This window comes from Gordonia marina (assembly GCF_052036135.1).
In the GTDB taxonomy this organism is placed as follows: domain Bacteria; phylum Actinomycetota; class Actinomycetes; order Mycobacteriales; family Mycobacteriaceae; genus Gordonia.
The window spans coordinates 127,676-153,747 of sequence record NZ_JBPSDN010000004.1 but is presented as its reverse complement, the minus strand read 5'-3'; the positions used below and the strand labels follow the sequence as shown (position 1 = coordinate 153,747).

Annotated in this window: 25 protein-coding genes; 10 read left to right on the top strand and 15 right to left on the bottom strand. The window is 70.8% G+C overall.

The genetic code is table 11. From position 1 onward, the window contains the following. The first annotated feature begins 17 nt into the window (after positions 1-17). Positions 18-599, top strand: coding sequence for a hypothetical protein (locus tag ACSEEN_RS03670; RefSeq protein WP_440712327.1), 582 nt, complete (start codon positions 18-20; stop codon positions 597-599). Positions 600-624: 25 nt separating this feature from the next. On the opposite strand, the gene ACSEEN_RS03665 is transcribed toward ACSEEN_RS03670, so the two are convergent. Beyond that, entirely contained in the window at positions 625-2,253 is a 1,629-nt protein-coding gene (locus ACSEEN_RS03665; protein ID WP_440712326.1) for an ABC-F family ATP-binding cassette domain-containing protein, read from the bottom strand. Positions 2,254-2,321: 68 nt separating this feature from the next. Between ACSEEN_RS03665 and ACSEEN_RS03660 the strand changes: the two genes are divergently transcribed. After that, positions 2,322-3,434: a lycopene cyclase family protein gene (locus ACSEEN_RS03660; protein WP_440712325.1), complete on the top strand. Its 1,113-nt coding sequence runs from the start codon at positions 2,322-2,324 to the stop codon at positions 3,432-3,434. Here the strand turns inward: ACSEEN_RS03660 and trxA are convergent. From trxA to ACSEEN_RS03615, 9 genes are read right to left on the bottom strand one after another with little or no spacing between them, the layout of a single operon-like run. Beyond that, positions 3,431-3,796, bottom strand: coding sequence for a thioredoxin (gene trxA, locus ACSEEN_RS03655; protein WP_247867861.1), 366 nt, complete (start codon positions 3,794-3,796; stop codon positions 3,431-3,433). The two genes, ACSEEN_RS03660 and trxA, sit on opposite strands and share 4 nt — an antisense overlap. A gap of 39 nt (positions 3,797-3,835) precedes the next feature. Then, complete coding sequence (locus ACSEEN_RS03650) at positions 3,836-5,278, bottom strand: S1 family peptidase (protein ID WP_440712324.1); 1,443 nt, start codon at positions 5,276-5,278, stop codon at positions 3,836-3,838. 22 nt (positions 5,279-5,300) lie between these two features. Next, on the bottom strand, positions 5,301-5,645 hold the full coding sequence (locus tag ACSEEN_RS03645) for a metal-sulfur cluster assembly factor (protein WP_247867863.1): 345 nt from the start codon (positions 5,643-5,645) through the stop codon (positions 5,301-5,303). Beyond that, positions 5,642-6,094, bottom strand: coding sequence for a Fe-S cluster assembly sulfur transfer protein SufU (gene sufU / locus ACSEEN_RS03640; protein ID WP_247867864.1), 453 nt, complete (start codon positions 6,092-6,094; stop codon positions 5,642-5,644). The genes ACSEEN_RS03645 and sufU overlap by 4 nt, the downstream gene beginning before the upstream one ends. Next, a complete protein-coding gene (locus ACSEEN_RS03635) occupies positions 6,094-7,356 on the bottom strand; it encodes a cysteine desulfurase (RefSeq protein WP_247867865.1) in 1,263 nt (420 codons plus the stop codon). Before ACSEEN_RS03635 ends, sufU begins: the two co-directional genes overlap by 1 nt. A gap of 5 nt (positions 7,357-7,361) precedes the next feature. Further along, the gene (sufC, locus tag ACSEEN_RS03630; protein ID WP_247867866.1) at positions 7,362-8,138 is read right to left on the bottom strand and encodes a Fe-S cluster assembly ATPase SufC; all 777 of its coding nucleotides are present in this window, start codon (positions 8,136-8,138) and stop codon (positions 7,362-7,364) included. Between the two features lie 50 nt (positions 8,139-8,188). Further along, positions 8,189-9,355, bottom strand: coding sequence for a Fe-S cluster assembly protein SufD (gene sufD, locus ACSEEN_RS03625; protein WP_440712323.1), 1,167 nt, complete (start codon positions 9,353-9,355; stop codon positions 8,189-8,191). Further along, positions 9,355-10,806: a Fe-S cluster assembly protein SufB gene (gene sufB / locus ACSEEN_RS03620; protein WP_247867868.1), complete on the bottom strand. Its 1,452-nt coding sequence runs from the start codon at positions 10,804-10,806 to the stop codon at positions 9,355-9,357. Before sufB ends, sufD begins: the two co-directional genes overlap by 1 nt. Next, positions 10,803-11,561 carry a helix-turn-helix transcriptional regulator gene (locus ACSEEN_RS03615; RefSeq protein ID WP_247868004.1) on the bottom strand — a complete coding sequence of 253 codons (759 nt, stop codon included), beginning with the start codon at positions 11,559-11,561 and terminating at the stop codon, positions 10,803-10,805. Before ACSEEN_RS03615 ends, sufB begins: the two co-directional genes overlap by 4 nt. A gap of 115 nt (positions 11,562-11,676) precedes the next feature. On the opposite strand from ACSEEN_RS03615, the gene mptB reads away from it, so the two are divergent. The 4 genes from mptB to ACSEEN_RS03595 are packed head-to-tail and all read left to right on the top strand — an operon-like array spanning position 11,677 to position 16,139. Next, a complete protein-coding gene (gene mptB, locus ACSEEN_RS03610) occupies positions 11,677-13,440 on the top strand; it encodes a polyprenol phosphomannose-dependent alpha 1,6 mannosyltransferase MptB (protein ID WP_440712322.1) in 1,764 nt (587 codons plus the stop codon). A 34-nt stretch (positions 13,441-13,474) separates the two neighbouring features. After that, positions 13,475-14,431 (top strand): ABC transporter ATP-binding protein, encoded by a 957-nt coding sequence (locus tag ACSEEN_RS03605; RefSeq protein ID WP_440712362.1) that lies wholly within the window; start codon positions 13,475-13,477, stop codon positions 14,429-14,431. Continuing rightward, a complete protein-coding gene (locus tag ACSEEN_RS03600) occupies positions 14,428-15,216 on the top strand; it encodes an ABC transporter permease (protein WP_247867871.1) in 789 nt (262 codons plus the stop codon). The genes ACSEEN_RS03605 and ACSEEN_RS03600 overlap by 4 nt, the downstream gene beginning before the upstream one ends. Then, complete coding sequence (locus ACSEEN_RS03595) at positions 15,213-16,139, top strand: COX15/CtaA family protein (protein WP_440712321.1); 927 nt, start codon at positions 15,213-15,215, stop codon at positions 16,137-16,139. Before ACSEEN_RS03600 ends, ACSEEN_RS03595 begins: the two co-directional genes overlap by 4 nt. 208 nt (positions 16,140-16,347) lie before the next feature. Here ACSEEN_RS03595 and ACSEEN_RS03590 read toward each other — a convergent pair whose 3' ends face one another. From ACSEEN_RS03590 to ACSEEN_RS03580, 3 genes are read right to left on the bottom strand one after another with little or no spacing between them, the layout of a single operon-like run. Next, the gene (locus ACSEEN_RS03590) at positions 16,348-16,734 is read right to left on the bottom strand and encodes a hypothetical protein (protein WP_247867873.1); all 387 of its coding nucleotides are present in this window, start codon (positions 16,732-16,734) and stop codon (positions 16,348-16,350) included. A gap of 43 nt (positions 16,735-16,777) precedes the next feature. Continuing rightward, entirely contained in the window at positions 16,778-17,203 is a 426-nt protein-coding gene (locus ACSEEN_RS03585) for a MarR family transcriptional regulator (protein ID WP_298442390.1), read from the bottom strand. Beyond that, complete coding sequence (locus tag ACSEEN_RS03580; protein WP_440712320.1) at positions 17,193-18,584, bottom strand: MFS transporter; 1,392 nt, start codon at positions 18,582-18,584, stop codon at positions 17,193-17,195. Before ACSEEN_RS03580 ends, ACSEEN_RS03585 begins: the two co-directional genes overlap by 11 nt. A 51-nt stretch (positions 18,585-18,635) precedes the next feature. On the opposite strand from ACSEEN_RS03580, the gene ACSEEN_RS03575 reads away from it, so the two are divergent. Beyond that, positions 18,636-19,625 carry a quinone oxidoreductase family protein gene (locus ACSEEN_RS03575; RefSeq protein ID WP_298442394.1) on the top strand — a complete coding sequence of 330 codons (990 nt, stop codon included), beginning with the start codon at positions 18,636-18,638 and terminating at the stop codon, positions 19,623-19,625. After that, a complete protein-coding gene (locus ACSEEN_RS03570) occupies positions 19,622-20,317 on the top strand; it encodes a hypothetical protein (protein WP_440712319.1) in 696 nt (231 codons plus the stop codon). Before ACSEEN_RS03575 ends, ACSEEN_RS03570 begins: the two co-directional genes overlap by 4 nt. Here the strand turns inward: ACSEEN_RS03570 and ACSEEN_RS03565 are convergent. Together ACSEEN_RS03565 and ACSEEN_RS03560 are read right to left on the bottom strand one after the other, a co-directional pair. After that, the gene (locus ACSEEN_RS03565; protein WP_440712318.1) at positions 20,303-21,532 is read right to left on the bottom strand and encodes a hypothetical protein; all 1,230 of its coding nucleotides are present in this window, start codon (positions 21,530-21,532) and stop codon (positions 20,303-20,305) included. The two genes, ACSEEN_RS03570 and ACSEEN_RS03565, sit on opposite strands and share 15 nt — an antisense overlap. 27 nt (positions 21,533-21,559) lie before the next feature. Beyond that, positions 21,560-22,486: a heme o synthase gene (locus tag ACSEEN_RS03560; RefSeq protein ID WP_440712361.1), complete on the bottom strand. Its 927-nt coding sequence runs from the start codon at positions 22,484-22,486 to the stop codon at positions 21,560-21,562. 328 nt (positions 22,487-22,814) lie between these two features. Here ACSEEN_RS03560 and tkt point away from each other — a divergent pair, with 328 nt between their 5' ends. Together tkt and tal are read left to right on the top strand one after the other, a co-directional pair. Further along, positions 22,815-24,914, top strand: coding sequence for a transketolase (tkt, locus tag ACSEEN_RS03555; protein WP_440712317.1), 2,100 nt, complete (start codon positions 22,815-22,817; stop codon positions 24,912-24,914). Between the two features lie 35 nt (positions 24,915-24,949). Next, on the top strand, positions 24,950-26,068 hold the full coding sequence (tal, locus tag ACSEEN_RS03550; RefSeq protein WP_298442403.1) for a transaldolase: 1,119 nt from the start codon (positions 24,950-24,952) through the stop codon (positions 26,066-26,068). The last annotated feature ends 4 nt before the right edge of the window (positions 26,069-26,072 follow it).

Below are 26,072 nucleotides of genomic sequence, written 5' to 3'. Positions count from 1 at the left end.
TGTCCTACACTCCATCGGTGACTTATGTGAACCCCGCGATGGGGCAGATGGCTCCGGCGCCCGCCCTCGATGCGCCGTATGCCCGTATCCTGCGTCCCGACGCGATCGCCGTCCTCAGCGAGCCCGCGCTCGTCGAGCTGTCGCGATCCGCCACCCGGATGACGACGCGGCGTCCGCTGATCATGGTCGCCGTGATGGTGCCGCTCATCGTGCTCATGATCACGCTGCCGGATCTCGGTACCGCGTCCGGGCTCGTGGGACTCATCGGCGGACTGATCATGGCGGCGATCGTCCTCGGAGTGTTCTTCGTCGGCGTCAACCGCCGCCGGGAACGTGCCCTGATGGACATCGCCACCGCCGGAGTACGGGCGCCCGAGTATCGCTACGAGGCCGCCTTCACCCCCCATTTCGCGGACATCGCCGTGGTGGGCAGCCGGATCGTCCGCATCTACTACACCACCCTGACCAGGGCGAACGTTCGAGACGGCGTCGTTCTCCTCTACTGCCGCGACCTCTTCTACTTCCTGCCGCGGGAACTCTTCGACGACACCCGGCTCGACCACCTGCGCGCGTGCGGCGTGCGGGTCACCGTGCGCTGAGCGCGCACCGTCGTGTCGGCGGCGGTCACGCCAGCTCGATGATCTCCTGGTACTCGTCCGACCAGTGGTCCTCGGTGCCGTCCGGCAGCAGGATCACCCGCTGCGGATCGAGGGCCGCGGCGGCGCCGGGGTCGTGCGTCACCAGCACGACGGCGCCGGTGTAGCTGCGCAGCGCCTCGAGGACCTGCTCGCGCGAGACGGGGTCGAGGTTGTTGGTCGGCTCGTCGAGCAGCAGCACGTTGGCGGCCGACGACACCAGCCCGGCCAGCGCCAGACGTGTCTTCTCGCCGCCGGACAGCGTCCCGGCCGGCTGTTCGAGCTGCGGGCCGGTGAACATGAAGGCGCCGAGCAGCCCGCGCAGGTCCTGCTCCCCCGCGTCGGGCGCGGCATGCCGGATGTTCTCCCAGACGCTCGCCCGATCGTCGAGCGTGTCGTGTTCCTGCGCGAAGTAGCCGAGCTTGAGGCCGTACCCGGCCTCCACGGTGCCCAGGTCGGGCTGCTCGGCACCGGCGAGGATGCGCAGCAGCGTCGTCTTACCCGCACCGTTGAGGCCGAGGACGACGACGCGGCTGCCCTTGTCGATCGACAGGTCGACGCCGGTGAAGATCTCCAGCGATCCGTAGACCTTGGTCAGTTCGGTGGCCGTCAGCGGCGTCTTCCCGCACGCGGCGGGCTCCGGGAACCGGATCTTCGCGGTCCGGTCGGCCACCCGCTCCTCTTCGAGCTCGTCGATCATCTTCTCGGCGCGCTTGAGCATCTGCTGCGCCGCGGTGGCCTTGGTCGCCTTGGCCCCGAGTTTGGCGGCCTGCGCACGCAGCGCCCCGGCCTTCTTCTCGGCGTTGGCGCGTTCGCGGCGGCGACGCTGCTCGTCGGTGGCGCGCTGATCCAGGTAGCGCTGCCAGTTCATGTTGTAGACGTCGGCCTCACCGCGCACCGCGTCGAGGAACCACACCCGGTTCACCACATCGGCCAGCAGTTCGACGTCGTGGCTGATCACCACCAGCCCGCCGTCGTGATTCTGCAGAAAGGTCCGCAGCCACGAGATGGAGTCGGCGTCGAGGTGGTTGGTGGGCTCGTCGAGCAGCAGGGTGGTGTCCGACTTGCCGGACCCGTCCGAGGCGGCGAACAGGATCCGGGCCAGCTCCACGCGGCGGCGCTGACCGCCGGACAGCGTCCGGAGCTCCTGCTCCAGCACCCGGTCGGGCAGGCCCAGGTTGTTGCAGATACGAGCGGCCTCGGACTCGGCGAGGTAACCGCCGAGCGTGCCGAAACGCTCCTCGAGCCGGGAGAACCTGGCGATCGCCTGATCGCGCTTCTTGTCGTCGACGGCCTCGGCCATGATGACCTGCTGCTTGGTCATCTGCGCCAGGATCTCGTCCAGACCGCGCGCGGACAGCACCCGGTCCTTGGCCAGGACGGAGAGGTCGCCCTCCTTCGGATCCTGCGGCAGATAACCGATGGGCCCGCTGCGGCGCACCGAACCGGCGTACGGTTCGGTCTCGCCGGCCAGGATGCGCAGGCTCGTCGTCTTGCCCGCGCCGTTGCGTCCCACCAGGCCGATGCGGTCGCCGGGGGCGATGCGCAGGGCATCGCCGGGCGCGGACAGCAGGGTCCGGGCGCCCGCTCGAACCTCCAGGTCGGTCGCGGTGATCACGACGAGCCATGCTACCGCCGGGCCCGGTGCCCCCCGAAATCGTCGCCGCCATCCCCTACCCTGGCCCCATGACCTCGTCGGCGCGCACCCTGCTGGTGGTCGGCGCCGGACCGGCCGGCCGGGCCCTCGCGCATCGCGCGCTGGTGCACGGGATGTCGGTCACCGTCGTCGACCCGGCACCGGACGCTGCGTGGCGGTCGACCTTCGGGATGTTCGACGACGACCTGCCCGGGTGGCTGCCCCGCGACGTGATCGCTTGCGACGCACCCAGTTTCACCGTCTTCACCCCGGAGCGCCGGGAGGTCGGGCGCCGCTACTGCGTGCTCGACGCACCCGCCCTGCAGCGTGCGCTCACGCTCGACGGCGCCCGCCTCGAGGCGTCGCGGGCGAGGGAGATCACCGCGCACACGGTCCGGCTGGACGACGGCCGGCTCCTGTCCGCCGACCACGTGATCGACGCCCGCGGCGGCGGGGCCACCGACCCGCGGATCCCCCGGCAGACCGCCTACGGGGCGGTGGTCTCCGGCGACGGGACCGAGATGGTGCTGATGGACTGGCGGCAGACCGGTGCGGCGGCGCCCACGTTCAGCTATCGCGTCGGCCTCGGCGGCGGGCGGCGGCTGATCGAGGAGACCTGCCTGGCCGGAGCTCCCCCGGTCCCGCTGGACGTGCTCGCCGCCCGGAACGCACGACGCGCCGGCAGCGCAGAACCCGGCGGCGCAGAACCCGAACTGGTCGACTTCCCGCTCCACCCCGGGCCGGCGCCGTGGCGGCCACCGGACGGTGTGCCGCGCTACGGCGCCGCCGGCGGGCTGATGCACCCGGCGACCGGCTACAGCATCGCCGCCTCGCTGGGCGCGGCGGACGGCCTCGCGGCGGCGCTGGCACGCGGCGGCGATCCGGTGCGCGCGCTGTGGCCCCGGCGCGCCCGCTGGACCTACCGTCTCCGGCTGGTCGGCCTGGCGGTGCTGCTCGGGTTCGACGGCCGCGAACTGACCGCGTTCTTCGACGCCTTCTTCGGCCTGCCGGTGCACCGCCAGCGCGCCTACCTCGGCGGTCGTGACGACCTGCGGGGCACGCTCGCCACGATGTGGGCGGTCTTCCGGGCGCTCCCCGGACAGCAGAAAGCGCGCCTGGTGAGACTCACCGGGCGCGCCGTCTGGGCTGGACGCCCTCGCTAGTCGTTGCCCTGCGCCTGGGATTCGGCGATCGCCTTCTCCACGTCGAGGGCCTCGACCTGCTCCACCAGCGACTCGAGTGCCTGCGGCGGGAGGGCGCCGGCCTCGTTGAACACCAGGTGGCCCTTCTTGAAGACCATCAGCGTCGGGATGGAGCGGATGCTCGCCGCCGAGGCGAGCTGCTGCTCGGCTTCGGTGTCGACCTTGCCGAACACCAGGTTCGGGTACTTCTCCGAGGCGGCCTCGAAGGTGGGCGCGAATTGGCGGCACGGGCCGCACCACGACGCCCAGAAATCGACCAGGACGATCTCGCTGTCCAGAATGGTCTGCTCGAAGTTCTCGCCGGTCAGTTCAATAGTGCTCATGTGTTCCTCAACATCGGTGACACCGGGATATTCCCGAGGCTACCGGGACGGCCCGCCGCCCGGGGCACTACCGCCACCGGGAGGGGCGGATCCCTGGGTATCGGCCGGCAGGACCGGCCTCGGCTGATCGAGCACCGTCGGCTGTTCCCCGAAGCCGGCGGTGGCGCCGCCGGGCCGCGGCTGGTTCAGCACGGTCGGCGCCTCCCGCGGTGGGGGCGGGACGGGCGCCGCGCGGGCCGGCATCGGTGGCCGGGGCGGTGCCGGGCGCGGCGGTGCCTGCTGGGGGCCGGGACGTCCTCCCGGGCGGGGTGGCGCGGCGAAACCCGGTCCGCGGGGCGGTCCGGCGACCGGTGAACCGGCGTACGGCCGTGGTCCGGGCGGCCCGCCGACCGGTCCGAACGGCGCAGGACCGGGCGGCGGACCCGCGGGCGTCCGGCGCCGGCGCCGGCGAAGCAGCACCGTGACCGCCGCGATCACCACGACGACCACCGCCACCGCGATACCCACCCCGATCCAAAGCCACCGGCCGGGGAACGACGACGACGGTGCCGCATCGACGGCGGCGAGCGTGACACCGTTCTGGGTGAGGAAGGGCCGCAGGGCGATGTTGTCGGTGATGAAGTTGAAGGTGGCCTTGTCGTCGGTCAGCGCCGCGTACGCCGAGTTGGTGCCGATCACCCGGGACTGCGCGTCGACCGTCGGGCCGCCCGACATGCCCTTGCCGAGCGTCGCCGAGATCTCGGTCCGGTACAGGCCGCTGTCCGCGGTCTGCCGCGACGACACCTTGCCGAACTGGAACGACGGCTGCGCCAGCTTGTCGGAGTCGTTGGTCAGCTGCACCGCGCCGGGGAAGCCGGCCGACACCACGTCCTGCCCGGGTTCCGGGGCGCGGTCGGAGATCGCCAGCGCGGGAAGCTTCTTCGGCGGCGCGGCGATACGCACCACCGCGTTGTCGCCCTGCTCGAAGGTCTGGAACGCGACCACCGACACCGGAACCCAGTCGGCGAAGACCTGCCCGGCACCGTCCGCCTGCCGAAGCTTGACCGTGACCGCGGCGCCGTCGTCGCCGGACTCGCCCGCGACCGGCCACTTGTCGTGAATCGCGACCTGCGCGTTCTGCTGGATCCAGCTGTCCGATGCGTTCTGGCTCTGGCCGATCATCCGCACGGCCTCGGCGCGGAAATCGTCGAGCAGGGTCGGTTCCTTGCCGTTGACGCAGTGTCCGGCGGTCGCCACGTACCCGGCCGGGTCGACGATGTAGCCGGTGCAGCTGGCCTGCACGGTCAGCGGCGGGGTCCACTGCGGGCCCGAGCGCAACGGCACCTGGACCCGCGCGGTGTACTCGCTCTGCAGGTAGACCAGGGACGACCGGATCGCGGCCGAGATCTCCGAATCGTTCGGCTCGGCGGCGGCGGGCGCCGCACAGAGCAGCGCGAGGAGAAACGCCGAGGTCAAGGACGCGGCGCGCAGGAGGAGCCTCACCCGGGTGAAACTATCACAGCCCTCAGACGGTGAAACCGAGTGCGCGCAGCTGCTCGCGGCCGTCGTCGGTGATCTTGTCCGGACCCCACGGCGGCAGCCAGACCCAGTTGATCTCCACGTCGGTGCACAGGCCGCTGGTGACCAGCGCGCCGCGCGTCTGATCCTCGATCACGTCGGTCAGCGGGCAGGCCGGCGAGGTCAGCGTCATGTCGACCTTCACCGACGCGTCGTCGTTGATGCTCAGGTCGTAGACCAGGCCCAGGTCGACGACGTTGATGCCCAGCTCGGGGTCGACGACGTCGCGCATGGCCTCTTCGACGTCGTCGTAGGTGGGCAGCGAGGTCTGCGGTTCGTTCACTTCGGTCATGTCAGATTCCGCTCTTTCAGGTGGGCTTGGGCGAGGGCGTCCTTGAAGGCGAGCCAGCCGAGCAGTGCGCATTTGACGCGTGCCGGGTACTTGCTGACCCCGGCGAAGGCGATGCCGTCGCCGATCACGTCCTCGTCACCGGCGTCGGCGCCGCGGGACGTCAGCATGGCGTTGTACGAGTCGACGGCCGCCAGCGCGTCGTCGATCGACAGGCCGACGATCTGGTCGAACAGCACCGACGTGGACGCCTGCGAGATGGAACAGCCCTGGCCGTCGTACGACACGTCGGCTACCACGCCGTCGTCCAGGTGAACGCGCAGCGTCACCTCGTCGCCGCAGGTCGGGTTCACATGATGCACCTGGGCGTCGTACGGGTCGCGCAGACCGCGCCCGTGCGGGTGCTTGTAATGGTCCAGGATCACGTCCTGGTACATCTGCTCCATACGCATCAGGAAAAGAACTCCTGCGCCGTGACGATCGCGCCGGCCAGCGCGTCGACCTCGGCGGTCGTGTTGTAGAGGGCGAACGAGGCGCGGGCACTGGCCGCGACGCCCATCCGGCGGTGCAGCGGCCACGCGCAGTGGTGGCCGACGCGGATGGCCACCCCCTCGTCGTCGAGGACCTGCCCGAGGTCGTGGGCGTGGATGCCGTCGACGACGAACGAGACGGCGCCGCCGCGGTTCTCGGCGGTGGCCGGGCCGACCAGGCGCAGCCCGTCGATCGCGGTGAGCCGCTCGAGCGCGTGCGCGGTCAGCTCGTGCTCGTGCGCGGCGACCGCGTCCATCCCGATGTTCTCCAGGTAGTCGACGGCCGCGGCCAGCCCGACCACCTGCGAGGTCATCGGCACCCCGGCCTCGAAGCGCTGCGGCGGTGCCGCGTAGGTGGAGACCTCCATGGTGACGGTCTCGATCATCGAGCCGCCGGTCAGGAACGGTGGCAGCTGCCCCAGCAGCTCGGCGCGCCCGTACAGCACGCCGACGCCGGACGGTCCGAGCATCTTGTGCCCGGAGAAGGCGGCGAAGTCGACGCCCAGGGCCGCGAAATCCACCGGCAGGTGCGGCACCGACTGGCAGGCGTCGAGCACGGTGAGCGCGCCCACCTCGCGGGCCCGCCGGACCAGCTCGGGCACGTCGGCCACGGCGCCGGTGACATTCGACTGGTGGGTGAACGCGACCACCTTGACGGTGTCGTCCAGGGTCAGCGAGTCGAGATCGATGCGACCGTCGTCGGTCACCCCGTACCAGCGCAGGGTGGCACCGGTGCGGCGGCACAGTTCCTGCCACGGCACCAGGTTCGCGTGGTGCTCCAGTTCGGTGATGACGACGGTGTCGCCCTCCCCTAGCGGGGTGCCGCCGAACAGGCCGGCCGCCCGGTCGTCGCCCAGGGTGTAGGCGACCAGATTCAGCGCCTCGGTCGCGTTCTTGGTGAACACGATCTCGTCGACCGCGCCGCCCACGAAGCCGGCGATCCGGGCGCGGGCGTGCTCATAGGCGTCCGTCGCCTCCTCGGCCAGCTGATGGGCGCCGCGGTGCACGGCGGCGTTCCGGGTCAGCAGGAAGTCGCGCTCGGCGTCGAGCACCTGCAGCGGGCGCTGCGAGGTGGCCCCGGAATCGAGGTAGACCAGCGGCTTGTCGTCGCGGACGGTGCGGGCCAGGATCGGGAAATCCGCGCGCACCGCCGCGACGTCGAAGGTCGGGACCGTCGTAGTCACGCCGATCAGCTCGCGGCGGCCGCCGCCGAGGTGAACCGCACGTAGCCGTTCTCCTCCAGCTCGTCGGCCAGTTCGGGGCCACCGGACTCCACCACGCGGCCGTCGACGAAGACGTGCACGAAGTCGGGCTTGATGTAGCGCAGGATGCGGGTGTAGTGCGTGATCAGCAGCACGCCGCCGTGCACGCGCTCCTTGTAGCGGTTGACGCCCTCGGACACCACGCGCAGGGCGTCCACGTCCAGACCCGAGTCGGTCTCGTCGAGGACCGCGAACTTCGGCTTGAGCAGGGCCAGCTGCAGGATCTCCAGGCGCTTCTTCTCGCCGCCGGAGAAACCCTCGTTGACGCCGCGTTCGGCGAACGACGGATCGACCTCGAGCTCGGCCATCGCCTCCTTGGTCTCCTTGACCCAGTGGCGCAGCTTCGGGGCCTCCCCGCGGACCGCGGTGGCGGCGCTGCGCAGGAAGTTCGACGTCGAGACGCCGGGCACCTCGACGGGGTACTGCATGGCCAGGAACACACCGGCACGGGCGCGCTCGTCGACGCTCATCGCCAGCACGTCCTCGCCGTCCAGGGTGATCGAGCCCTGGGTGACGACGTACTTGGGGTGACCGGCGATCGCGTACGCCAGCGTCGACTTGCCGGAGCCGTTCGGGCCCATGATGGCGTGCGTCTGATCGGAGTCGATCGACAGGTTCACGCCCTTGAGGATGTGGATCGGCTCGGCATCGGGGTCGGTGGAGGCGACGTCGACGTGCAGGTCGCGGATTTCCAGGGTGCTCACGAATTCTCTTTCTCGGGGTCTCGACGGTGCTCGACCGTCGGAAGGGATGATCAGGCGCCGGCGGATTCGAGTTCGGCTTCGACGGCGGCGGCGAGACGCTCGCGGAGTTCCGGGACGGCGATCTTGGCGAGGATCTCGCCGAAGAAGCCGCGGACCACCAGGCGGCGCGCCTGCTCCTCCGGGATGCCGCGCGACTGCAGGTAGAACAGCTGCTCGTCGTCGAACCGGCCGGTGGCGCTGGCGTGACCGGCGCCGACGATGTCGCCGGTCTCGATCTCCAGGTTCGGCACCGAGTCGGCGCGCGCGTTGTCGGTCAGGACCAGATTGCGGTTGAGCTCGTAGGTGTCGGTGCCCTCGGCGCTCGGCCGGATCAGCACGTCGCCGATCCAGACGGTGTGCGCTTCGCCGCGCTTGTCGCCGGACGGATCGCCCTGCAGGGCGCCCTTGTAGACCACCTGCGACCGGCAGTGCGGTGCGGAATGGTCCACCAGCAGCCGCTGCTCGAGGTGCTGACCGGCGTCGGCGAAGTACAGGCCCCACAGTTCGGCGTCGCCGCCGGGCGCGCGGTACTGGACGCGCGGAGAGAGCCGGACGGTCTTGCCGCCCAGGCTCACCGCGAAGTGCCGGAGCACCGCGTCGCGGCCCATGCCGATGTGGTGGGCGGCGACGTGCACGGCATCGTCGTCCCAGTCGTGCACGTTCACCACGGTCAGGTGCGCGGAGTCGTCGACCACGAACTCGATGTTCTCGCCGATCACCCCGCCGCCGCGCTGATCGATCACCACGGTCGCCTTGCTGAAGGCCTCGGCGTGGATCTGGATGTGCGAGTAGGCGACCTGGCCCTCGCCCGGACCGGTGACGGTCACGACGACCGGTTCGGCGACCTGCGCCTCACGTTCGACGGTCACCACGGTGGCCTCGGTGAACGACGAGAACGCCTGCGCCGCCACCCGGTCGAAGGGCACACCGCCGGTGCCGAGCCGCTGGTCGGTGCGGTCGACGGTCTCCAGCCGGACGCCGGCGCCGAGGCCCTCGGCGGTGACCGTGGTCGACGCGGTGGCGACCGCGGTGCCGTCGTGCAGCCCGTGCAGGCGGCGGAACGGGGTGAACCGCCACGCCTCCTCGCGCTGGCTCGGGACCTCGAAGGCCTCGACGTCGAACGAGCTGAACAGCTCGCCCTTGTTGACGACGGGGGACGTCGTATCGGTGGCCGCCATCAGCCGACCGCTCCTTCCATCTGCAGCTCGATGAGCCGGTTGAGTTCCAGGGCGTACTCCATCGGCAGCTCCTTGGCGATCGGCTCCACGAAGCCGCGGACCACCATGGCCATGGCCTCGTCCTCGGTCAGGCCGCGGCTCATCAGGTAGAAGAGCTGGTCGTCGCTGACCTTGGAGACGGTGGCCTCGTGGCCCATGGTGACGTCGTCCTCGCGGATGTCGACGTACGGGTAGGTGTCGCTGCGGCTGATCTGGTCCACCAGCAGCGCATCGCACTTGACCGTCGACCGGCTGCCGTGGGCGCCCGGGTTGATCTTGATCAGGCCGCGGTACGACGACCGCCCGCCGCCGCGCGCCACCGACTTGGAGACGATGTTGCTCGACGTGTACGGCGCCAGGTGCACCATCTTGGAACCGGTGTCCTGGTGCTGGCCCTCGCCGGCGAACGCCACCGACAGGACCTCGCCCTTGGCGTGCTCGCCGGTGAGCCAGACCGCCGGGTACTTCATGGTGACCTTGGAGCCGATGTTGCCGTCGACCCACTCCATGGTGGCGCCGGCCTCGGCCTTGGCACGCTTGGTGACCAGGTTGTAGACGTTGTTCGACCAGTTCTGGATGGTCGTGTAGCGGCAGCGGCCGCCCTTCTTGACGATGATCTCGACGACGGCCGAGTGCAGCGAGTCCGACTTGTAGATCGGCGCGGTGCAGCCCTCGACGTAGTGCACGTAGGCGCCCTCGTCGACGATGATCAGGGTCCGCTCGAACTGGCCCATGTTCTCGGTGTTGATCCGGAAGTAGGCCTGCAGCGGGATCTCCACGTGCACGCCCGGCGGGACGTAGACGAACGAGCCGCCCGACCAGACCGCCGAGTTGAGCGACGAGAACTTGTTGTCGCCGGCCGGGATCACGCTGCCGAAGTACTCCTGGAAGATCTCCGGGTGCTCACGCAGGCCCGAGTCGGTGTCCAGGAAGATGACGCCCTTCTCCTCCAGGTCCTCGCGGATCTGGTGGTAGACCACCTCGGACTCGTACTGGGCGGCGACACCGGCGACCAGGCGCTGCTTCTCCGCCTCCGGGATGCCGAGCCGGTCGTAGGTGTTCTTGATGTCCTCCGGCAGGTCCTCCCAGGACTGGGCCTGCTTCTCGGTGGACCGCACGAAGTACTTGATGTTGTCGAAGTCGATGCCGTCCAGGTCGGCGCCCCAGCGGGGCATCGGCTGGCGGTCGAAGATGCGCAGCGCCTTGAGGCGCTGTTCCAGCATCCATTCGGGCTCGTTCTTCTTCGCCGAGATGTCGCGGACGACGGCCTCGGACAGGCCGCGCTGTGCCGAGGCACCGGCGACATCGCTGTCGGACCAGCCGTAGCCGTACCGGTCGAAGGACGCGATCGTCTCTTCCTGGGACAGCGGTGCCGGTGGCGCGGTGGTCGCGGCGGGATCGGTGACCGTCATCGTGAGGCCTTTCCGTCGGGGTGTGCGGGACTGTGGGGCTGGACTGGCAGGGGCCGGACGTGCGGGAGCGTATCCGGCGGGGGATGCAGTGGAACGTGGGTGGTGCAGACGCAGTCGCCGTTGGCGATGGTGGCGAGCCGCTGGACGTGCGTGCCGAGAAGATCGGTGAAGCGCTGCGTCTCGGCCTCGCAGAGTTCGGGGAACTCGGCGGCGACGTGCGCCACCGGGCAGTGATGCTGGCAGATCTGTACGCCGGTGCCGGCCTCGCGGACGTTCGCCGAATAGCCGGCGCTGGTCAGCGCGTCGGCGATCTCGGTGACGGCGCGGATCACGTCGCCGTCGCCGGTCGCCGGGGTGACCGGCGCGACGATCCCGTCGATCCGGTCGCGGGAGAACGCGTCGACCGCGTCCTGCCCGCCGATCTCGCGGAGCTTGCGCAACGCCGCACCCGCGAGGTCGTCGTAGGCGTGCCGCAGTTTGCCGCGCCCGGCCGGACTGAGCTGGAACCACTTGGCGGGCCGGCCGCGGCCGCCCTTCCCGAAACCGGGAGCGGCGGTCTCCACGTCGCCCGCGGACGCCAGATTGTCGAGGTGACGGCGCACCCCGGCCGGACTGATGCCGAGGCGTTCGGCGATGTCGCTCGCGGTGAGCGGACCCTCGTCGACCAGCAGAGACACGACGGCGGCGCGGGTCTGGCCATCGGCACCAGATCCTTCCGCGGGCTGCTCGGCGAGCAGCGGCCTTCCGTCGTCCACGCTTTTCACAACATTATTGTGACGTAATTATTCCGGGCGTTCCAGCAAGGGTGACCTAAGCGCGGGCGACGTCGCCGCACCGGCCCGGACGCGGCCATGCCCTAGAGTCTCACCCGTGCGGCAAGTTCCCGGAGTGCGCCCGGCACTCGACTACCTCGGCCTGTCCCGGCCGTCGCGGAACACCGACATCGATGCGACCGGCGACTACGGCGTCACCCTGGCCCGGCTGCACGGTGACGAGCACGAGGTCGGCCCGCTCAACGCGCTGGAGAACAAGCGGCTGCGCCGCATCCGGCTGTTCGGCACCACCGGGACGGTGCTCATCCTGATCGGCTCGCTCGGCACCGGCATGATGCCGGTCCTGCAGAACCCGATCGTCGGGATGCGGGTGCTGTCGCTGCCGTCGCGGATGTTCTCCACGGCGCTGACCATCACCATCGGCGGCACCATGATCCTGGTCGCGGCCTGGATCCTGCTCGGGCGCTACGCGATCGGCCGCTACGGCGTGGAGGTCGCGGAGAACCGCAGCCCGGTGCGCCGGATGTCGCGGCGCCAGGCCGACCGGACGCTGGTGATGTGGATCGCGCCGCTTCTCGTCGCACCACCGCTGATCAGCAAGGACGTCTATTCGTATCTCGCGCAGAGCGCGATCGCCTATCGGGGGATGGACCCCTACCGGTACAGCCCGATGCGCGGCCTCGGCGTGGACCACCCGCTCACCGTGTCGGTGCCGAACCTCTGGAAGGACACGCCGGCGCCCTACGGCCCGTTGTTCCTGTGGCTCGGTGAACAGATCACCCGGGTCACCGGCTACGACATCACGGCGGGCATCGCGCTGCACCGGCTGCTCGCGCTGTGCGGGCTGGCGATGATCGTCTGGGCGCTGCCGCGCCTGGCCCATCGCTGCGGCGTGTCGTCGGTGGCGGCGCTCTGGCTCGGCGCCATGAATCCGCTCACCATCATCCACCTGGTCGGCGGCATCCATAACGAATCGTTGATGATCGGCATGATGCTGGTCGGCGTCGAATGGAGCTTCCGCGCGATCTACGGGATCCGGCGGCTCTGGGTGCCGGGCGGCTGCCGGCCGTCGCCGGCCGGCTGGCTGCTGCTGGCCGGTATCGCGATGATCTCGGCGTCGGCGATGATCAAGGTCGCCTCGATGCTGGCCCTCGGCTTCGTCGGCGTCGCCCTCGCCCGCCGCTGGGGCGCTACTCTGCCCGCCCTGCGCAACGCCCCGCGGAGTCAGTGGTGGGACCGGTCGCGCGAGTCGATCCGGGCGCTGCTGGCCGCCGGGCTGGTCACCGCGACGGTGATGGTCGTGGTGGTGGTCGCGATCTGCCTGGGCACCGGCCTCGGCTTCGGCTGGACGCGGACGCTCTCCACCGGCGGCATCGTCCGCTCGTGGATGTCGATGCCGACGCTGCTGGGCGTGGTGTCCGGCCGGCTCGGCCTGTGGCTGGGTCTCGGCGAGCAGACCGAGGCCATCCTGGAGATCGCCCGCCCGATCGGCGAGCTGATCGCCGCGCTCTTCGTGGTCCGGTGGCTGCTGGCGTGCCTGTCCGGCCGCATCCATCCGCTCGGTGGACTCGGCATCTCGATGGCGACCGTGGTGGTGCTGTTCCCCTTCGTGCAGGCCTGGTACCTGCTGTGGGCCGTCATCCCGCTCGCCGCGTGGGCCACCACGCGCTGGTTCCGGATCACCACCGTTGTGATCTCGGCGATAATCGCCATCGTCGTGATGCCCGCCGCCTCCGGAACACCGCCGCTGACGGTGCTGCAATCGCTGGCGACCGGCGTCGCCGTCATGCTCGTGACCAGTGTGTTCTTCTTCATCGACCACCCGCTCCGGCGGTGGATGCGGGCCCGGCGCCGCCGCTGACCCGCCTGCCGGGCGACGGCGCCCGGGGCCTAGGCTGTTGGTCGTGCCCTCCGATCCCGCTTCCATTCCGGCCGTTCAGGTCACCGGACTGGTCAAGCGATTCGGCGACGTCACCGCGGTCGACGGCCTGGATCTGGAGCTGGCCCGCGGCGAGATCCTCGCCCTCCTCGGCCCCAACGGCGCGGGCAAGACCACCAGCGTGGAGATCTGCGAGGGCTTCGCGGCGCCCGACGCCGGTGAGGTGCGCGTCCTCGGTCTCGACCCGATCGCCGACAACGACGCCCTGCGCGCCCGCATCGGCGTGATGCTGCAGGGCGGCGGCGCCTATCCCGGCGCGAAGGCCGCCGAGATGCTGTCGCTGTGCGCCGCCTACAGCGCCGACCCGCTCGACCCCGAGTGGCTGCTGACCACCCTCGGCCTCGCCGACTGCGCCCGCACGCCCTACCGCCGGCTCTCCGGCGGGCAACAGCAACGACTCGCCCTCGCGTGCGCGCTGGTCGGCCGCCCCGAACTGGTCTTCCTCGACGAGCCGACCGCCGGCCTGGACGCGCACGCCCGCATCCTGGTGTGGGAGCTGGTGTCCCGGCTGCGCGACGACGGCGTCGCCGTCCTGCTCACCACCCACCTGCTCGACGAGGCCGAGGAACTGGCCGACCGGATCGTCATCATCGACCGCGGGCGGGTCGTCGCCGCGGGCACCCCGGCCGATCTGACCGGCGCGCACGCGCAGGACCGGCTCCGGCTGGTGACCGCCGTCCCCGTCGCCCCCGCCGATCTGGAGGCGGCGCTCGGCGCGGACTACCGCTGCGGCGCGGCGCCCGGCGCGACCGCGAACGCCGTCACGGTGACCGGCCCGGTGACCCCGGACCTCGTCGCGCGGGTGGCCGCCTGGTGCGCCGAGCACGACATCCTCGCCACCGAGCTCACCGCGGCCACCGACAGCCTCGAAGAGGTCTTCCTCAGCCTGACCGGACGCGAGGTGCGCGCATGAGTAACCGCTTCGCCCCCGGCACCTTCGCCCCGGCCCCGCGCCCGGCCCCGCTGCCGGCGATGCTGGCCGCCCAGACCCGCATGGAACTGCTGCTGCTGATCCGCAACGGCGAGCAGCTGCTCCTCACCCTGTTCATCCCGGTCACCCTGCTGATCGGCTTGAGCCTGCTCCCGCTGACCACCGATGCGGGCGACACCACCGCGGCGCGGGTCACCACCTTCGTCCCGGCGATCATGGCGGTCGCCATCATGTCGACCGCGTTCACCGGTCAGGCCATCGCCGTCGGCTTCGACCGGCGCTACGGCGCCCTCAAGCGCCTCGGGGCCACCCCGATCCCGCGCTGGGGCATCATCGCGGGCAAGTCGTTCGCGGTGGTCATCGTCGTCGCCGGCCAGGCGGTGATCATCGGGCTGATCGCCCTCGCGCTCGGCTGGCGGCCGTCGGCCGCCGGCCTGGCGATCGGCATCCTGGTGATCGCGCTCGGCACCCTCGCGTTCGCCGCACTCGGCCTGCTGCTCGGCGGCACCCTCAAGGCCGAGGTGGTCCTGGCGCTGGGCAACCTGATCTGGTTCGTCCTGCTCGCCTTCGCCGGCCTCGTCGTGTACGACGACAAGGTGCCCGGCGCGGTCAAGATCCTCGCGCGCTGCACCCCCTCCGGAGCACTCACCGAAGCGCTGACCCGGGCCACCGCGCACTCCTCGTTCGACGTCGCCGGGATCGTCGTGCTTCTCCTCTGGGCCGCCGTCGGTGGCGCGCTCGCTATCAGGTGGTTCAAGTTCGAATGAGTAACTGGTTCGGTTTCCGGACTCCGTCACTGCGTTTCCTCTTCGCGTGGGCGGTCGCCGATCTCGCGGCCAACATCCTGCTGGTGGTGACCGGCGGTGCCGTCCGCGTCACCGGATCGGGCCTCGGCTGCCCCACGTGGCCGCAGTGCGGCGACGGCAAGTACACGCCGCCGGTGAGCTATCACGGTCTCATCGAGTTCGGCAACCGGATGCTGACGTGGGTGCTGGTCGTGGTCGCGATCGGTGCCTGGCTGGCCGCGATGCGCTATCGGCCGAAGGACCGGGTGGCCCGGAAGCTCGCGACCTGGGTGGCCCTCGGCATCCCGCTGCAGGCGGTGATCGGCGGCATCACGGTCCTCACGAAGCTGAATCCGTGGGTCGTCGCGCTGCACTTCGTGCTGACCATGGCGATCATCTCGCTGGCGACCTGGCTGGTCTACCGGACCCGCCCCGCCGGGGCGGCCGCCTCCGTCGACGAGGTGGCCCTCCCCCGCGATTCGGTGATCGCCCGGCTCGGCCTGCTCCTCGCGTGGGTCGTCTACCTGCTGACCTGGATCACCGTGTACCTCGGGACGGTGGTCACCGGCTCCGGTCCGCATTCCGGTGACGAGCACTCACACCGCAACGGGCTTCAGCCTACGCAGGCCACCCAGTTGCACGTCGATGCCGTCTGGACGCTCGTCGGCGCCACCATCGGCCTGCTGGCCCTGGCGTTCCTCGCCCACCTCGCCTGGCGCCGCGCATCGCTCTGGTTCGCCGCGATCCTGATCCTGCAGGGCGTGATCGGCTACGTGCAGTACCTGACGCACCTGCCGATGCTGCTGGTGATCCTGCACATGTTCGGCTCCGCCCTCCTGATGACCGGCGCCACCTTCCTGCTGCTCTCGGCGGTCGAGGCCGGTCGTACCCGCGATCTGTCCTGACGATCCGCGACGTGGCGGGCGAGCGGACTCCACATGATGGTCGAGCGGACTCCACATGATGGTCGAGCGGACTCCACATGATGGTCGAGCGGAGTCGAGACCACTCACCCGGTCGAGAGGTGTTGGTCTCGACTCCGCTCGACCAGCTTTAGGCGGCTCGACCAGCAAAAAGCCAGCTCGGTCGCCACGGCTTGCGGCGGGGCCGCGGTCAGCGGTAGTCGACGACCTTGCGGTTGCGCGGCTTCGGGAACCGCGAGGAGTTGGCCACCCAGCCGGCCATCTTGCGCCAGTGCTTGGGGCCGGTGGTGGCCGCGGTGGTGAGTTCACGATCCCATTCGGCGGTCTCGAGGCCGTCGACGGCGGCGACCACCTCGCGGGCGTCGTCCAGGCTGGGCACCACGCGGTCGCCGAGCACGCCGTCCTTCTCCCCGACCAGGGTGATGCGGACGCCGGCCGACCCGGCGGGCTGCAGCACGGCCTTGGCCGCGCCGTCCTCCGTGGCGACGTAGCCGCGGATCGAGTTCACGACGCCCTTGCCCGGCGCGGACTCGGCCGGTGCGTCGTTCGCGGTCTGGGCGGTGGTCTCTTCGGTCATGCGTCTCATGATAGCGGCGCGGTCTCGCCGCCCACGACAGCCGTCACGGTGCCAGTCTGCGGAGCAGCCCGGCGAGGGTCCGCAGGTCGTCGCCACTGAAGGCGGCGAGTTCCGGGGGCGCCGGGTCGGGGGTCGCGTCGGCGACGGCCACCGCGGCGCGGCCGGCGGCGGTCAGCGATACCAGGCGGCGCCGTTTGTCGGCGGGGTCGACGTCGCGCGAGACCAGTCCGGCCGCCGCCAGCTCGTTGACCGCCACCGTGGTCGCCGGTGCGTCCATGGCGGCCGCGTGCGCCAGTTCCTTCAGGCTGAGCGGGCCTCCTCGATCGAGGCGCCGCAGCACCCGGACCCGGGAGAACGGGAGGCCGGTGCGCTCGACGACCGCGCGGCGCCAGGCGTCGCGACTGTCGAAGACCGCGTGCACCAGCAGCGACCACACCTCGTCGGGGTCGGGCGGCGGCTCAGCGGGCATCGCTCACCGCCTCGGTCCGGGCGACGGGGTCGTCGTCGAACAGCGGGGCGACGCGCCGCAGGGAGCGGTCCGCGGCTGCACCGGTCGAGACGACACCGAGCACGATCACGCCGACCATCGCGACGGCCACCGTGGACCACAGCGCGGCGCCGGCCAGCACGCCGCAGAGGGCGACACCGACGCTGATGCCGATCTGCCGGCTCGTCGTGGCGACCGCGGCGGCGGCCCCGGCGCGGTCGATGGGCATCCCGCTGACCGCCGCGTTGGTGATCGGCGCGTTCACCAGACCGAAGCCGATGCCGAACACCGCCATCACCGCGGCGACGACCGGAATCGGCGTGTCGTCGCCGATCAGCGCCAGCAGCACCGCGGCGACGGTCATCACGGTGCCGGCGCTCACCATCGACGGCCGTGCCCCGTAGCGGCCGACCAGCCGGCCCGACAGCGGCGACATCACCAGGACGGCCAGCGCCATCGGCAGATAGACCAGGCCCGCGGAGACGGCGCTGAGCTGCCGGGTGGACTGCAGATAGATCGACATGGTGAAGAGGAAGGCACCGAATCCGGCGAAGGCGACGATCGCGGTCATCGTCGCGGCCGAGAACGGGAAGCTCCGGAAGAAGCGCAGATCGATGAACGGCGCCCGGTGCCGGTTCTCGTGCCAGAGGAAGGCGGCGAAGGCGGCGGCGGTGACCAGCAACAGCAGTGGCCGCCGCTCGATGAGCGCGAAGACCAGGGTGGCGAGGACGAGAACGGCCAGCACCTGGCCGATAGGATCGAGGCGGCGGGCGCTCGCCGAGCGCGATTCGGGCACCACCGCGGCGGTGAGGACGAGGGCGAGGGCGCAGATCGGCAGGTTGATCCAGAAGATCGACCGCCAGCCGAGGGAGTCGATCAGCGTGCCGCCGACGATCGGACCGACCGCGGTCGAGACGCCGACGACCGCGCCCCAGACACCGATGGCGCGGGCGCGTTCGACGCGGTCGGTGAAGACGACGGTGATGATCGACATCGCCACCGGGTTGAGCATCGAGCCGCCGACCGCCTGCAGGAACCGCGCCGCGATCAGTACCTCGATGTTCGGCGCCAGACTGCACAGCAGGGATCCGGCGGCGAAGACCGTCAGGCCGATCTGGAACACCCGCCGCCGTCCGAAGCGGTCGGCGATCGCCCCGGAAAGCAGCAGCAGGCTCGCCAGGGTCAGCGTGTAGCCGTCCACCACCCATTGCAGATGGGACAGCGAGGCGTGCAACTCCCGGCCGATCGTCGGCAGCGCGAGATTGACGATGGTGGAATCCATCGTCGAGATGAGGATCGCCGTGCAGCAGGTGATGAGCACGGCGCGCTTGCGGCTCGTCGAGAGCGGTGCGGGACCGGTCACCCGATCAATTGTATAAACACAACTGTCCGCGCCGCGTGCCACACTGAAGTCATGCGCGCGATCACTGTGACGTCCACCGGCGGTCCCGAGGTCCTGCGGTACGGGCCGGTCCCGGATCCGGCGCCCGGCCCCGGCGAGATCCTGGTGCGGGTGCGCGCGGCCGGGGTGAACTTCATCGACACCTACTTCCGGCACGGTCTCTACCCGATCGCCCTGCCCTACGTGCCCGGCCACGAGGGCGCAGGCGAGATCGTGGCGCTCGGCGCCGGGGTCGACGGACTGGCCGTCGGTGACCGGGTGGCCTGGTGCGATGCGCCGGCCAGCTACGCCGAACTGGTCGTCGTCCGGGCGGCACGGGCGCTCCGGATACCCGACGGCGTCTCCGACGAGGCGGCCGGATCGTCGCTGCTGCGCGGCCTCACCGCGCACTACCTGCTGAATCCGTCCCTGCCGCAGCGGGCCGGCGGCAGCGCACAGCCGCGGGCCGGCGACACGGTCCTGGTCCACGCCGGCGCGGGCGGCGTCGGCCTGATCCTCACGCAGCTCGCCACGCGCGCTGGGATCCGGGTGATCAGCACGGTGTCCAGCGACCGCAAGGCCGAACTCTCGCTCGCCGCCGGCGCGCAGACGGTGCTTCGCTATCACGAGGACATCCCCGCCCGGGTACGCGAGTTGACCGACGGGCACGGCGTGCCCGTGGTGTACGACGGCGTGGGCGCCGCCACCTTCGAGCAGTCCCTGGAATCGGCCGCGGTGCGCGGCACGGTGGTGCTGTTCGGCGCCGCCAGCGGACCGGTGCCGCCGTTCGATCTGCAGCGGCTCAATCCGCTCGGCTCGCTGTCGGTGACCCGCCCGACGCTCGCCCACTTCATCGCCGCCCCCGACGAGCTGGCGTGGCGGGCGGGCGAGTATTTCGAGGCGGTCGCCGACGGCGACGTCGTGATCCGCGTCGGACAGACCTATCCCCTGGCCGATGCCGCGCAGGCCCACCGCGACCTGGAGAACCGGCAGACGACCGGCTCGACGGCGCTCCTCCCGTGACACGGGTGTCGCCGGCCCGGGCCGGTATCGGGATCGCCGTGACCGTGGCCGTCGTGCTGCTGGCGGCCATCCGGCCGATGAGCGCGGTCGCCCTCAGCATCTGCCTCGCCCTGCTCCTCGGCCTCGGCGTGATCGTGGCGGCGTTCCCCGGCGCCGGGACGGCGGCGCCCGCCGCCCGGGACGGCCGTCAGGCGCGCCGCGAGCGCTGGACCGCCGCGACCGGTCATCACGACGACATCCTCGCCGCCTACGGCGTCTACGAGCTCGATCCGTCGATGCTGCTGCGCTACCCGGCGATGTGGGACCTGAGCGCCCCGCCGATCGTGAACTTCCACGACGCCCTCGACCTGGCCGGATCCCTGCGCACCGACTCCTACCCGGGAGACGACGACGCGCAGGAGTACGTCGACGCGGTGAGCATGCTCCGCACGGACTGGGCGGCCGCCGACCGGTACGCGCGCACCACCGGCACCGGCCATCTCGACGACACCGACGCCGGCGAATGCCGCCGGGCCCTCGGCCTGCTGCAGCACGCCGAGGGCACCGCGGGCCCGGAACGGGCGACCTATCTGGAGAAGGTGATCGGCAGCCTCGACAAGCTGTCCGAGCGCGGCGTCGTCACCGCGCCCGCGCCGATGCAGGACGCACTCACCAAGCAGGTGCAGCGCTCCCTCGAGTCACCACAGACCTGAGCGCAGGAAGGTGCCGCTGCGGGCGTAGACGCCTTCGGCGCGCACCCCGATCGGCCCGGTCCGCATCATGATCACTTCGTCACCGGACCGGTCACCGGGCGCCGGTCCGGCCTGAAAGGCGACCAGGTCGCCGTCGAACGGCTTCAGGTCGTTCCGGGCCAGCAGGTCGTCGCGGGCCTTCACCAGCGCCGCGGTGGTCACCGTATCGGCCCGGAAACCGGTGCTCTCCCGCGAGTTCCGCGGCCGCAGCTCGGGGAAGCAGCCGGGCACGATCTTCAACGACTCATAGGGGCCGCCGGTGAAGTCCACGTTGACCCCGCCGGAGTTCTGGATCGCCGAGGCGAACACCGACGACGATCCCTCGGCGAGCGCCATGAAGTCGATCTCCCGCACCAGCGGCGCCGCCGGGTCCAGGCGGTACTGCCGCATCACCTTCTGCAGCAGCGGCATCGCGGTGTCGAGGAAGGCCGCATCGGTGGTCGGCGCGACGTGCCCGGCGGCGTCGACCTGGATCGCGTGCATGTCGATCTGATACTCGGCGACCAGCAGGTCGTCGCTGCGCCGGGAGAGCGTGATCCCGTCGGCCGGATGCGATCCGGTGATCTTCAGCGCGGCCGCCGCCTTCGCGACCTCGGGTGTCGCGGCGTTCAGGTCGAGTCGGTCGATGTCCGCGCGGGAGAACGTGCGCCGGTCGGTGGCACGCCTGCGGTCCGCGGAATACCACCGCCCGTCGCTGCGACTGGCGTACACCGCGTCGCCGGTGGCCGGGTCGTACACGCGCAGCGACGTCGACAGATCATTGATGCGGATCTCCAGTACACTGCGCGAGCCGTTCGGGACCAGCTGATCGGCGTGGTCCAGCGCGGCACGCAACTCGCCCTGCGGATCGGCCGGCAGCTCCTCGGTGACCGGCGCGCCGCCGCCCGGCCGCGGCCCGGCCCCCGCACCGCCGGCCCGGCTGTCCGACATCATCGCGACCACCGTGATCCCGACGGCGAACAGGGCGGTCGGGATCAGGATCAGTGCGATCAGGGCCGCCGACGGATAGCGGCTCCGGAGCCACGTGAGGATCGCCACCGGGACGACAGCGGCGATCAGCGCGCCGACCACGCGCCAGCCGGCCGCCTCGGCGACGCACGCCAGAACCATGCCGCCGACGGCGGCGACCGCCGCGATCAGCACACCCAGCAGCGGGACGACGGAACTGTGCTTCATCGGCTCACTGTCCCAGACGGGCGCCGGTCAGGAGAAGTATGACGAGATGGTCGGCAGGTTCAGCACCGCGTCGACCGCGAGACCGCAGAACAGCAGGGCCAGGTATTCGTTGGACTTGAGGAAGATCTTCAGCGGCTTCACCTCGGCGCCGCGCCGGGTGTTGACGTACAGCTTGGTGACGTACCAGAGGAACCAGGCGCCGGTGCCGACCGCGACCACCAGGTAGATCCAGCTGGTCACCGGGATCAGCGCGAAGGAGGTGAGCACGGTCAGCCAGGTGTAGATCAGCATCTCGCGGGTCACCCGCTCCGGGGTGGCGATCACCGGCAGCATCGGCACGCCCGCGGCCGCGTAGTCCTCGCGGTAGCGCCAGGCCAGCGCCCAGGTGTGCGGCGGGGTCCAGAAGAAGACCACCAGGAACATCACGAACGGCTGCCAGCTGAGGCTGTGCGTCACCGCCGCCCAGCCGATCAGCGCCGGCATGCACCCGGCGGCACCGCCCCAGATCACGTTCTGCCAGGTCCGCCGCTTGAGGATCAGCGTGTACACGAACACGTAGAACGCGATGGTGATCATCACCAGGATCGACGGCAGGAACGAGCGGTGCCCGGCGTCGTCGGCCGTGCCGTAGTACAGCGTCACGAACGACGCGGCGGCGAGCACGATGCCGAAGATCAGCGCGTTGCGCACCGGCACCGCGTGCCGGGCCAGCGGCCGGCGCTGGGTGCGCTTCATCTTCTGGTCGATGTCCGCGTCGGCCACCATGTTCAGGCTGTTGGCGCTCGCCGCGCCCATCCAGCCGCCGACGACGGTGACCAGGATCAGCACGATGTCGACGTGCCCGCGGTGGGCTTGCAGCATCACCGGGATGGTCGAGACCAGCAGCAACTCGATCACCCGGGGCTTGGTGAGCGCGATGTAGGCGCCCGCCGTGGCCTTGATCCGGGCCGGGATCGTCGCCGGTCCTGCCGGTGCCGCCGCGGGATCCGGGGAGACCGGGGACGACGAGGAGTCGCTGGCGGAAGCGTCTGAATCCACGCTTTGCCCGATCTTCAACGCCTGGCTCCCTTGCCTGCTCGAGAAGTGCGCACCGGCGCGCACGCCAGCCACCACGGAGAGTTCTCCCGAAGGGCTGCTTCGCCTCGAATGGTAGCCCTCGCGCGGCGGAGCGGAGAATCGGGTCCGCCGCACGCGATCGGCCCGTCCTGGCCGGACGAACGCCGGCCCTATGCCCTAGGCTGGGGGAATCAGCCGTTTCACACCCTCAGGAGATCCCCGAACCGTGACCGCTACAGAACAGATCGCCGAGCTGACCAAGCAGGTACACCCTGACGATTGGACTGACGTGGACACCCGGGCGGTCGACACCGCCCGGCTGCTCGCGGCGGACGCGGTCCAGCATTGCGGAAGCGGTCACCCGGGCACGGCGATGAGCCTGGCCCCGCTGGCGTACACCCTCTACCAGCGTGTGATGCGGCACGACCCGAAGGATCCGGAGTGGGTCGGCCGCGACCGCTTCGTCCTCTCCTGCGGCCACTCCAGCCTCACCCAGTACATCCAGCTGTACCTCGGCGGTTTCGGCCTCGAGCTGGGCGACCTCGAGGCGCTGCGCACCTGGGATTCGCTGACCCCGGGCCACCCCGAGTACCGCCACACCAAGGGCGTCGAGATCACCACCGGCCCGCTCGGCCAGGGTCTGGCGTCGGCGGTGGGCATGGCGATGGCGGCCCGCCGCGAGCGCGGCCTGTTCGATCCGGACGCCCCGGCCGGCGACAGCCCGTTCGACCACCACGTCTACGTGATCGCCTCCGACGGCGACATCGAGGAGGGCGTCACCTCCGAGGCGTCGTCGCTGGCCGGCACCCAGGAGCTCGGCAATCTGATCGTCTTCTACGACCAGAACCACATCTCCATCGAGGACGACACCCAGATCGCCCTCACCGAGGACACCGGTAAGCGCTACGAGTCGTACGGCTGGGACGTGCAGCACATCGAGGGCGGCGAGGACATCGTCGCGATCGAGAAGGCCGTCGAGCACGCCAAGAGCGTCACCGACAAGCCGTCGATCATCCTCATCCGCACCATCATCGCGTGGCCGGCCCCGACCAAGATGAACACCGGCGCCTCGCACGGCAGCGCGCTGGGCGCCGACGAGGTCGCCGCCACCAAGAAGATCCTCGGCTTCGATCCGGAGCAGAGCTTCGAGGTGCCGGCCGAGGTGATCGCGCACACCCGTGCACTCGCCGATCGCGCCGCCACCGAGCGGGCCGCCTGGCAGGTCGAGTTCGACGCCTGGGCCGCCGCCAACGGCGAGCGCAAGGCGCTGTTCGACCGGCTGTACGCCGAGGCGCTGCCGGAGGGCTGGACCGACGCGCTGCCGTCGTGGGAGGCCGGCGACAAGGCCGTCGCCACCCGCTCGGCGTCGGGCAAGGTGCTCTCCGCGCTCGGTCCGGTACTGCCGGAGCTGTGGGGCGGCTCGGCCGACCTGGCCGGTTCCAACAACACCACCATGGACGGCGCGACGTCGTTCGGCCCGGCGTCGATCAGCACCTCCACCTGGACTGCCGACCCGTACGGCCGCACCCTGCACTTCGGCATCCGCGAGCACGCGATGGGCGCCATCCTCAACGGCATCGTGCTGCACGGGCCGACCCGCCCGTACGCCGGCACCTTCCTGCAGTTCGCCGACTACATGCGTCCCGCGGTGCGGCTCGCCGCCCTGATGCAGATCGACCCGATCTACGTCTGGACCCACGACTCGATCGGCCTCGGTGAGGACGGCCCCACCCATCAGCCGGTGGAGCACCTGGCCGCACTGCGTGCGATCCCCGGCCTGGACGTGGTCCGGCCGGCCGACGCCAACGAGACCGCACACGCCTGGCGTCACCTGCTCGGCCGTCGCCGTACCCCGGTCGGTCTGGCGCTGACCCGCCAGAACGTGCCGGTGCTGGCCGGGACGTCGTACGAGGGCGTGGCCCGCGGCGGCTACGTGCTGTCCGATCCGGCGGGCGCCCCCGAGGTGGTCCTGATCGGCACCGGCTCGGAGGTCGCGCTGGCCGTCGAGGCCGCCGAGGCGCTGGCCGCCGAGGGCGTCGCGGCCCGCGTGGTCTCGATGCCGTCGATCGAGTGGTTCGACGAGCAGGACCAGGCGTATCGCGATTCGGTGCTGCCGGCCGGTGTGCCGCGCGTCGTCGTCGAGGCCGGCATCGCCATGCCGTGGTACCGGCTGGTGCACGGCGGCGGCGGAATCTCCGAGTCGACCGGCGAGATCGTCTCGCTCGAGCACTTCGGCGCCTCGGCCCCCTACCAGAAGCTGTACGAGGAGTTCGGCATCACCGCCGACGCGGTCGCCGCGGCGGCCCGCCGTCTGCTCGGCCGCTGACTCCCACCCGTACCGGACGAATCGGAGGAACCCCCATGACGCAGAATCCGAAACTGGCCGAACTGTCCGCCGCGGGCGTCTCGGTCTGGCTCGACGATCTGTCCCGCGACCTGCTCGACTCGGGTGCGCTGCAGGACCAGATCGACAGCCGGTCGGTGGTCGGTGTGACCACCAACCCGGCGATCTTCCAGGCCGCGCTGGCCGGATCGAGCATGTACGACGCGCAGATCGCGCAGCTCGCCGCCTCGGGCGCCGACGTCGACACCGCGATCACCACGATCACCACCGACGACGTCCGCCGGGCGTGCGGGGTGTTCGAGCAGGTGTTCACCGACTCGGCCGGCGTCGACGGCCGCGTCTCGATCGAGGTGGATCCGCGCCTGGCGCACGACACCGACGCCACCGTCGCGCAGGCCATCGAACTGTGGAACCTGGTGGACCGCCCCAACGCGCTCATCAAGATCCCGGCGACCAAGGCCGGCCTGCCGGCCATCACCCGGGTGCTGGCCGAGGGCATCAGCGTCAACGTGACCCTGATCTTCTCGGTGGAGCGCTACCGCGAGGTGATCGAGGCCTACCTGAACGGGCTCGACGCGGCGCTGGAGAACGGGCACGACATCGCCCGGATCGAGTCGGTGGCCTCGTTCTTCGTGTCCCGGGTGGACACCGAGATCGACAAGCGGCTCGACGCGATCGGCACCCCCGAGGCGCTGGCGCTGCGCGGCAAGGCCGGGCTGGCCAACGCCCGCCTCGCCTACGCCACCTACCGCGAGGTCTTCGAGTTCGGCGTCCGGTTCCCGGACCTGAAGGCGCACGGCGCACGACCGCAGCGCGCCCTGTGGGCGTCGACCGGGGTGAAGAACCCGGATTACGCCGACACGCTGTACGTCAGCGAGCTGGTGGCGCCGGACACGGTCAACACCATGCCCGGCAAGACCATGGAGGCCTTCGCCGACCACGGCTGGGTGGACACCGACTCGATCATCGGCAAGGAGGCGGAGTCCCGGGCGGTCTTCACCGCGCTCGCCGAGATCGGCGTGAATCTGCCGGAGGTCTTCGAGGTCCTCGAGGCCGAGGGCGTCGACAAGTTCGAGGTCGCCTGGAGCGAGCTGCTCAGCGCCACCGCCGCCCAGCTCGCCGCCGCGAAGGGCTAGCGGC

Excerpts from the sequence above, each read along its gene's own strand:
- ACSEEN_RS03585 (WP_298442390.1), bottom strand. The coding sequence starts at position 17,203 with ATGCCCGCTGAGCCGCCGCCCGACCCCGACGAGGTGTGGTCGCTGCTG.
- sufD (WP_440712323.1), bottom strand. The coding sequence starts at position 9,355 with ATGGCGGCCACCGATACGACGTCCCCCGTCGTCAACAAGGGCGAGCTG.
- ACSEEN_RS03565 (WP_440712318.1), bottom strand. The coding sequence starts at position 21,532 with ATGAAGCACAGTTCCGTCGTCCCGCTGCTGGGTGTGCTGATCGCGGCG.
- ACSEEN_RS03645 (WP_247867863.1), bottom strand. The coding sequence starts at position 5,645 with ATGACCGAAGTGAACGAACCGCAGACCTCGCTGCCCACCTACGACGAC.
- ACSEEN_RS03660 (WP_440712325.1), top strand. The coding sequence starts at position 2,322 with ATGACCTCGTCGGCGCGCACCCTGCTGGTGGTCGGCGCCGGACCGGCC.
- sufU (WP_247867864.1), bottom strand. The coding sequence starts at position 6,094 with ATGCGTATGGAGCAGATGTACCAGGACGTGATCCTGGACCATTACAAG.
- ACSEEN_RS03575 (WP_298442394.1), top strand. The coding sequence starts at position 18,636 with ATGCGCGCGATCACTGTGACGTCCACCGGCGGTCCCGAGGTCCTGCGG.
- ACSEEN_RS03600 (WP_247867871.1), top strand. The coding sequence starts at position 14,428 with ATGAGTAACCGCTTCGCCCCCGGCACCTTCGCCCCGGCCCCGCGCCCG.
- ACSEEN_RS03590 (WP_247867873.1), bottom strand. The coding sequence starts at position 16,734 with ATGACCGAAGAGACCACCGCCCAGACCGCGAACGACGCACCGGCCGAG.
- trxA (WP_247867861.1), bottom strand. The coding sequence starts at position 3,796 with ATGAGCACTATTGAACTGACCGGCGAGAACTTCGAGCAGACCATTCTG.
- ACSEEN_RS03595 (WP_440712321.1), top strand. The coding sequence starts at position 15,213 with ATGAGTAACTGGTTCGGTTTCCGGACTCCGTCACTGCGTTTCCTCTTC.
- tal (WP_298442403.1), top strand. The coding sequence starts at position 24,950 with ATGACGCAGAATCCGAAACTGGCCGAACTGTCCGCCGCGGGCGTCTCG.
- sufB (WP_247867868.1), bottom strand. The coding sequence starts at position 10,806 with ATGACGGTCACCGATCCCGCCGCGACCACCGCGCCACCGGCACCGCTG.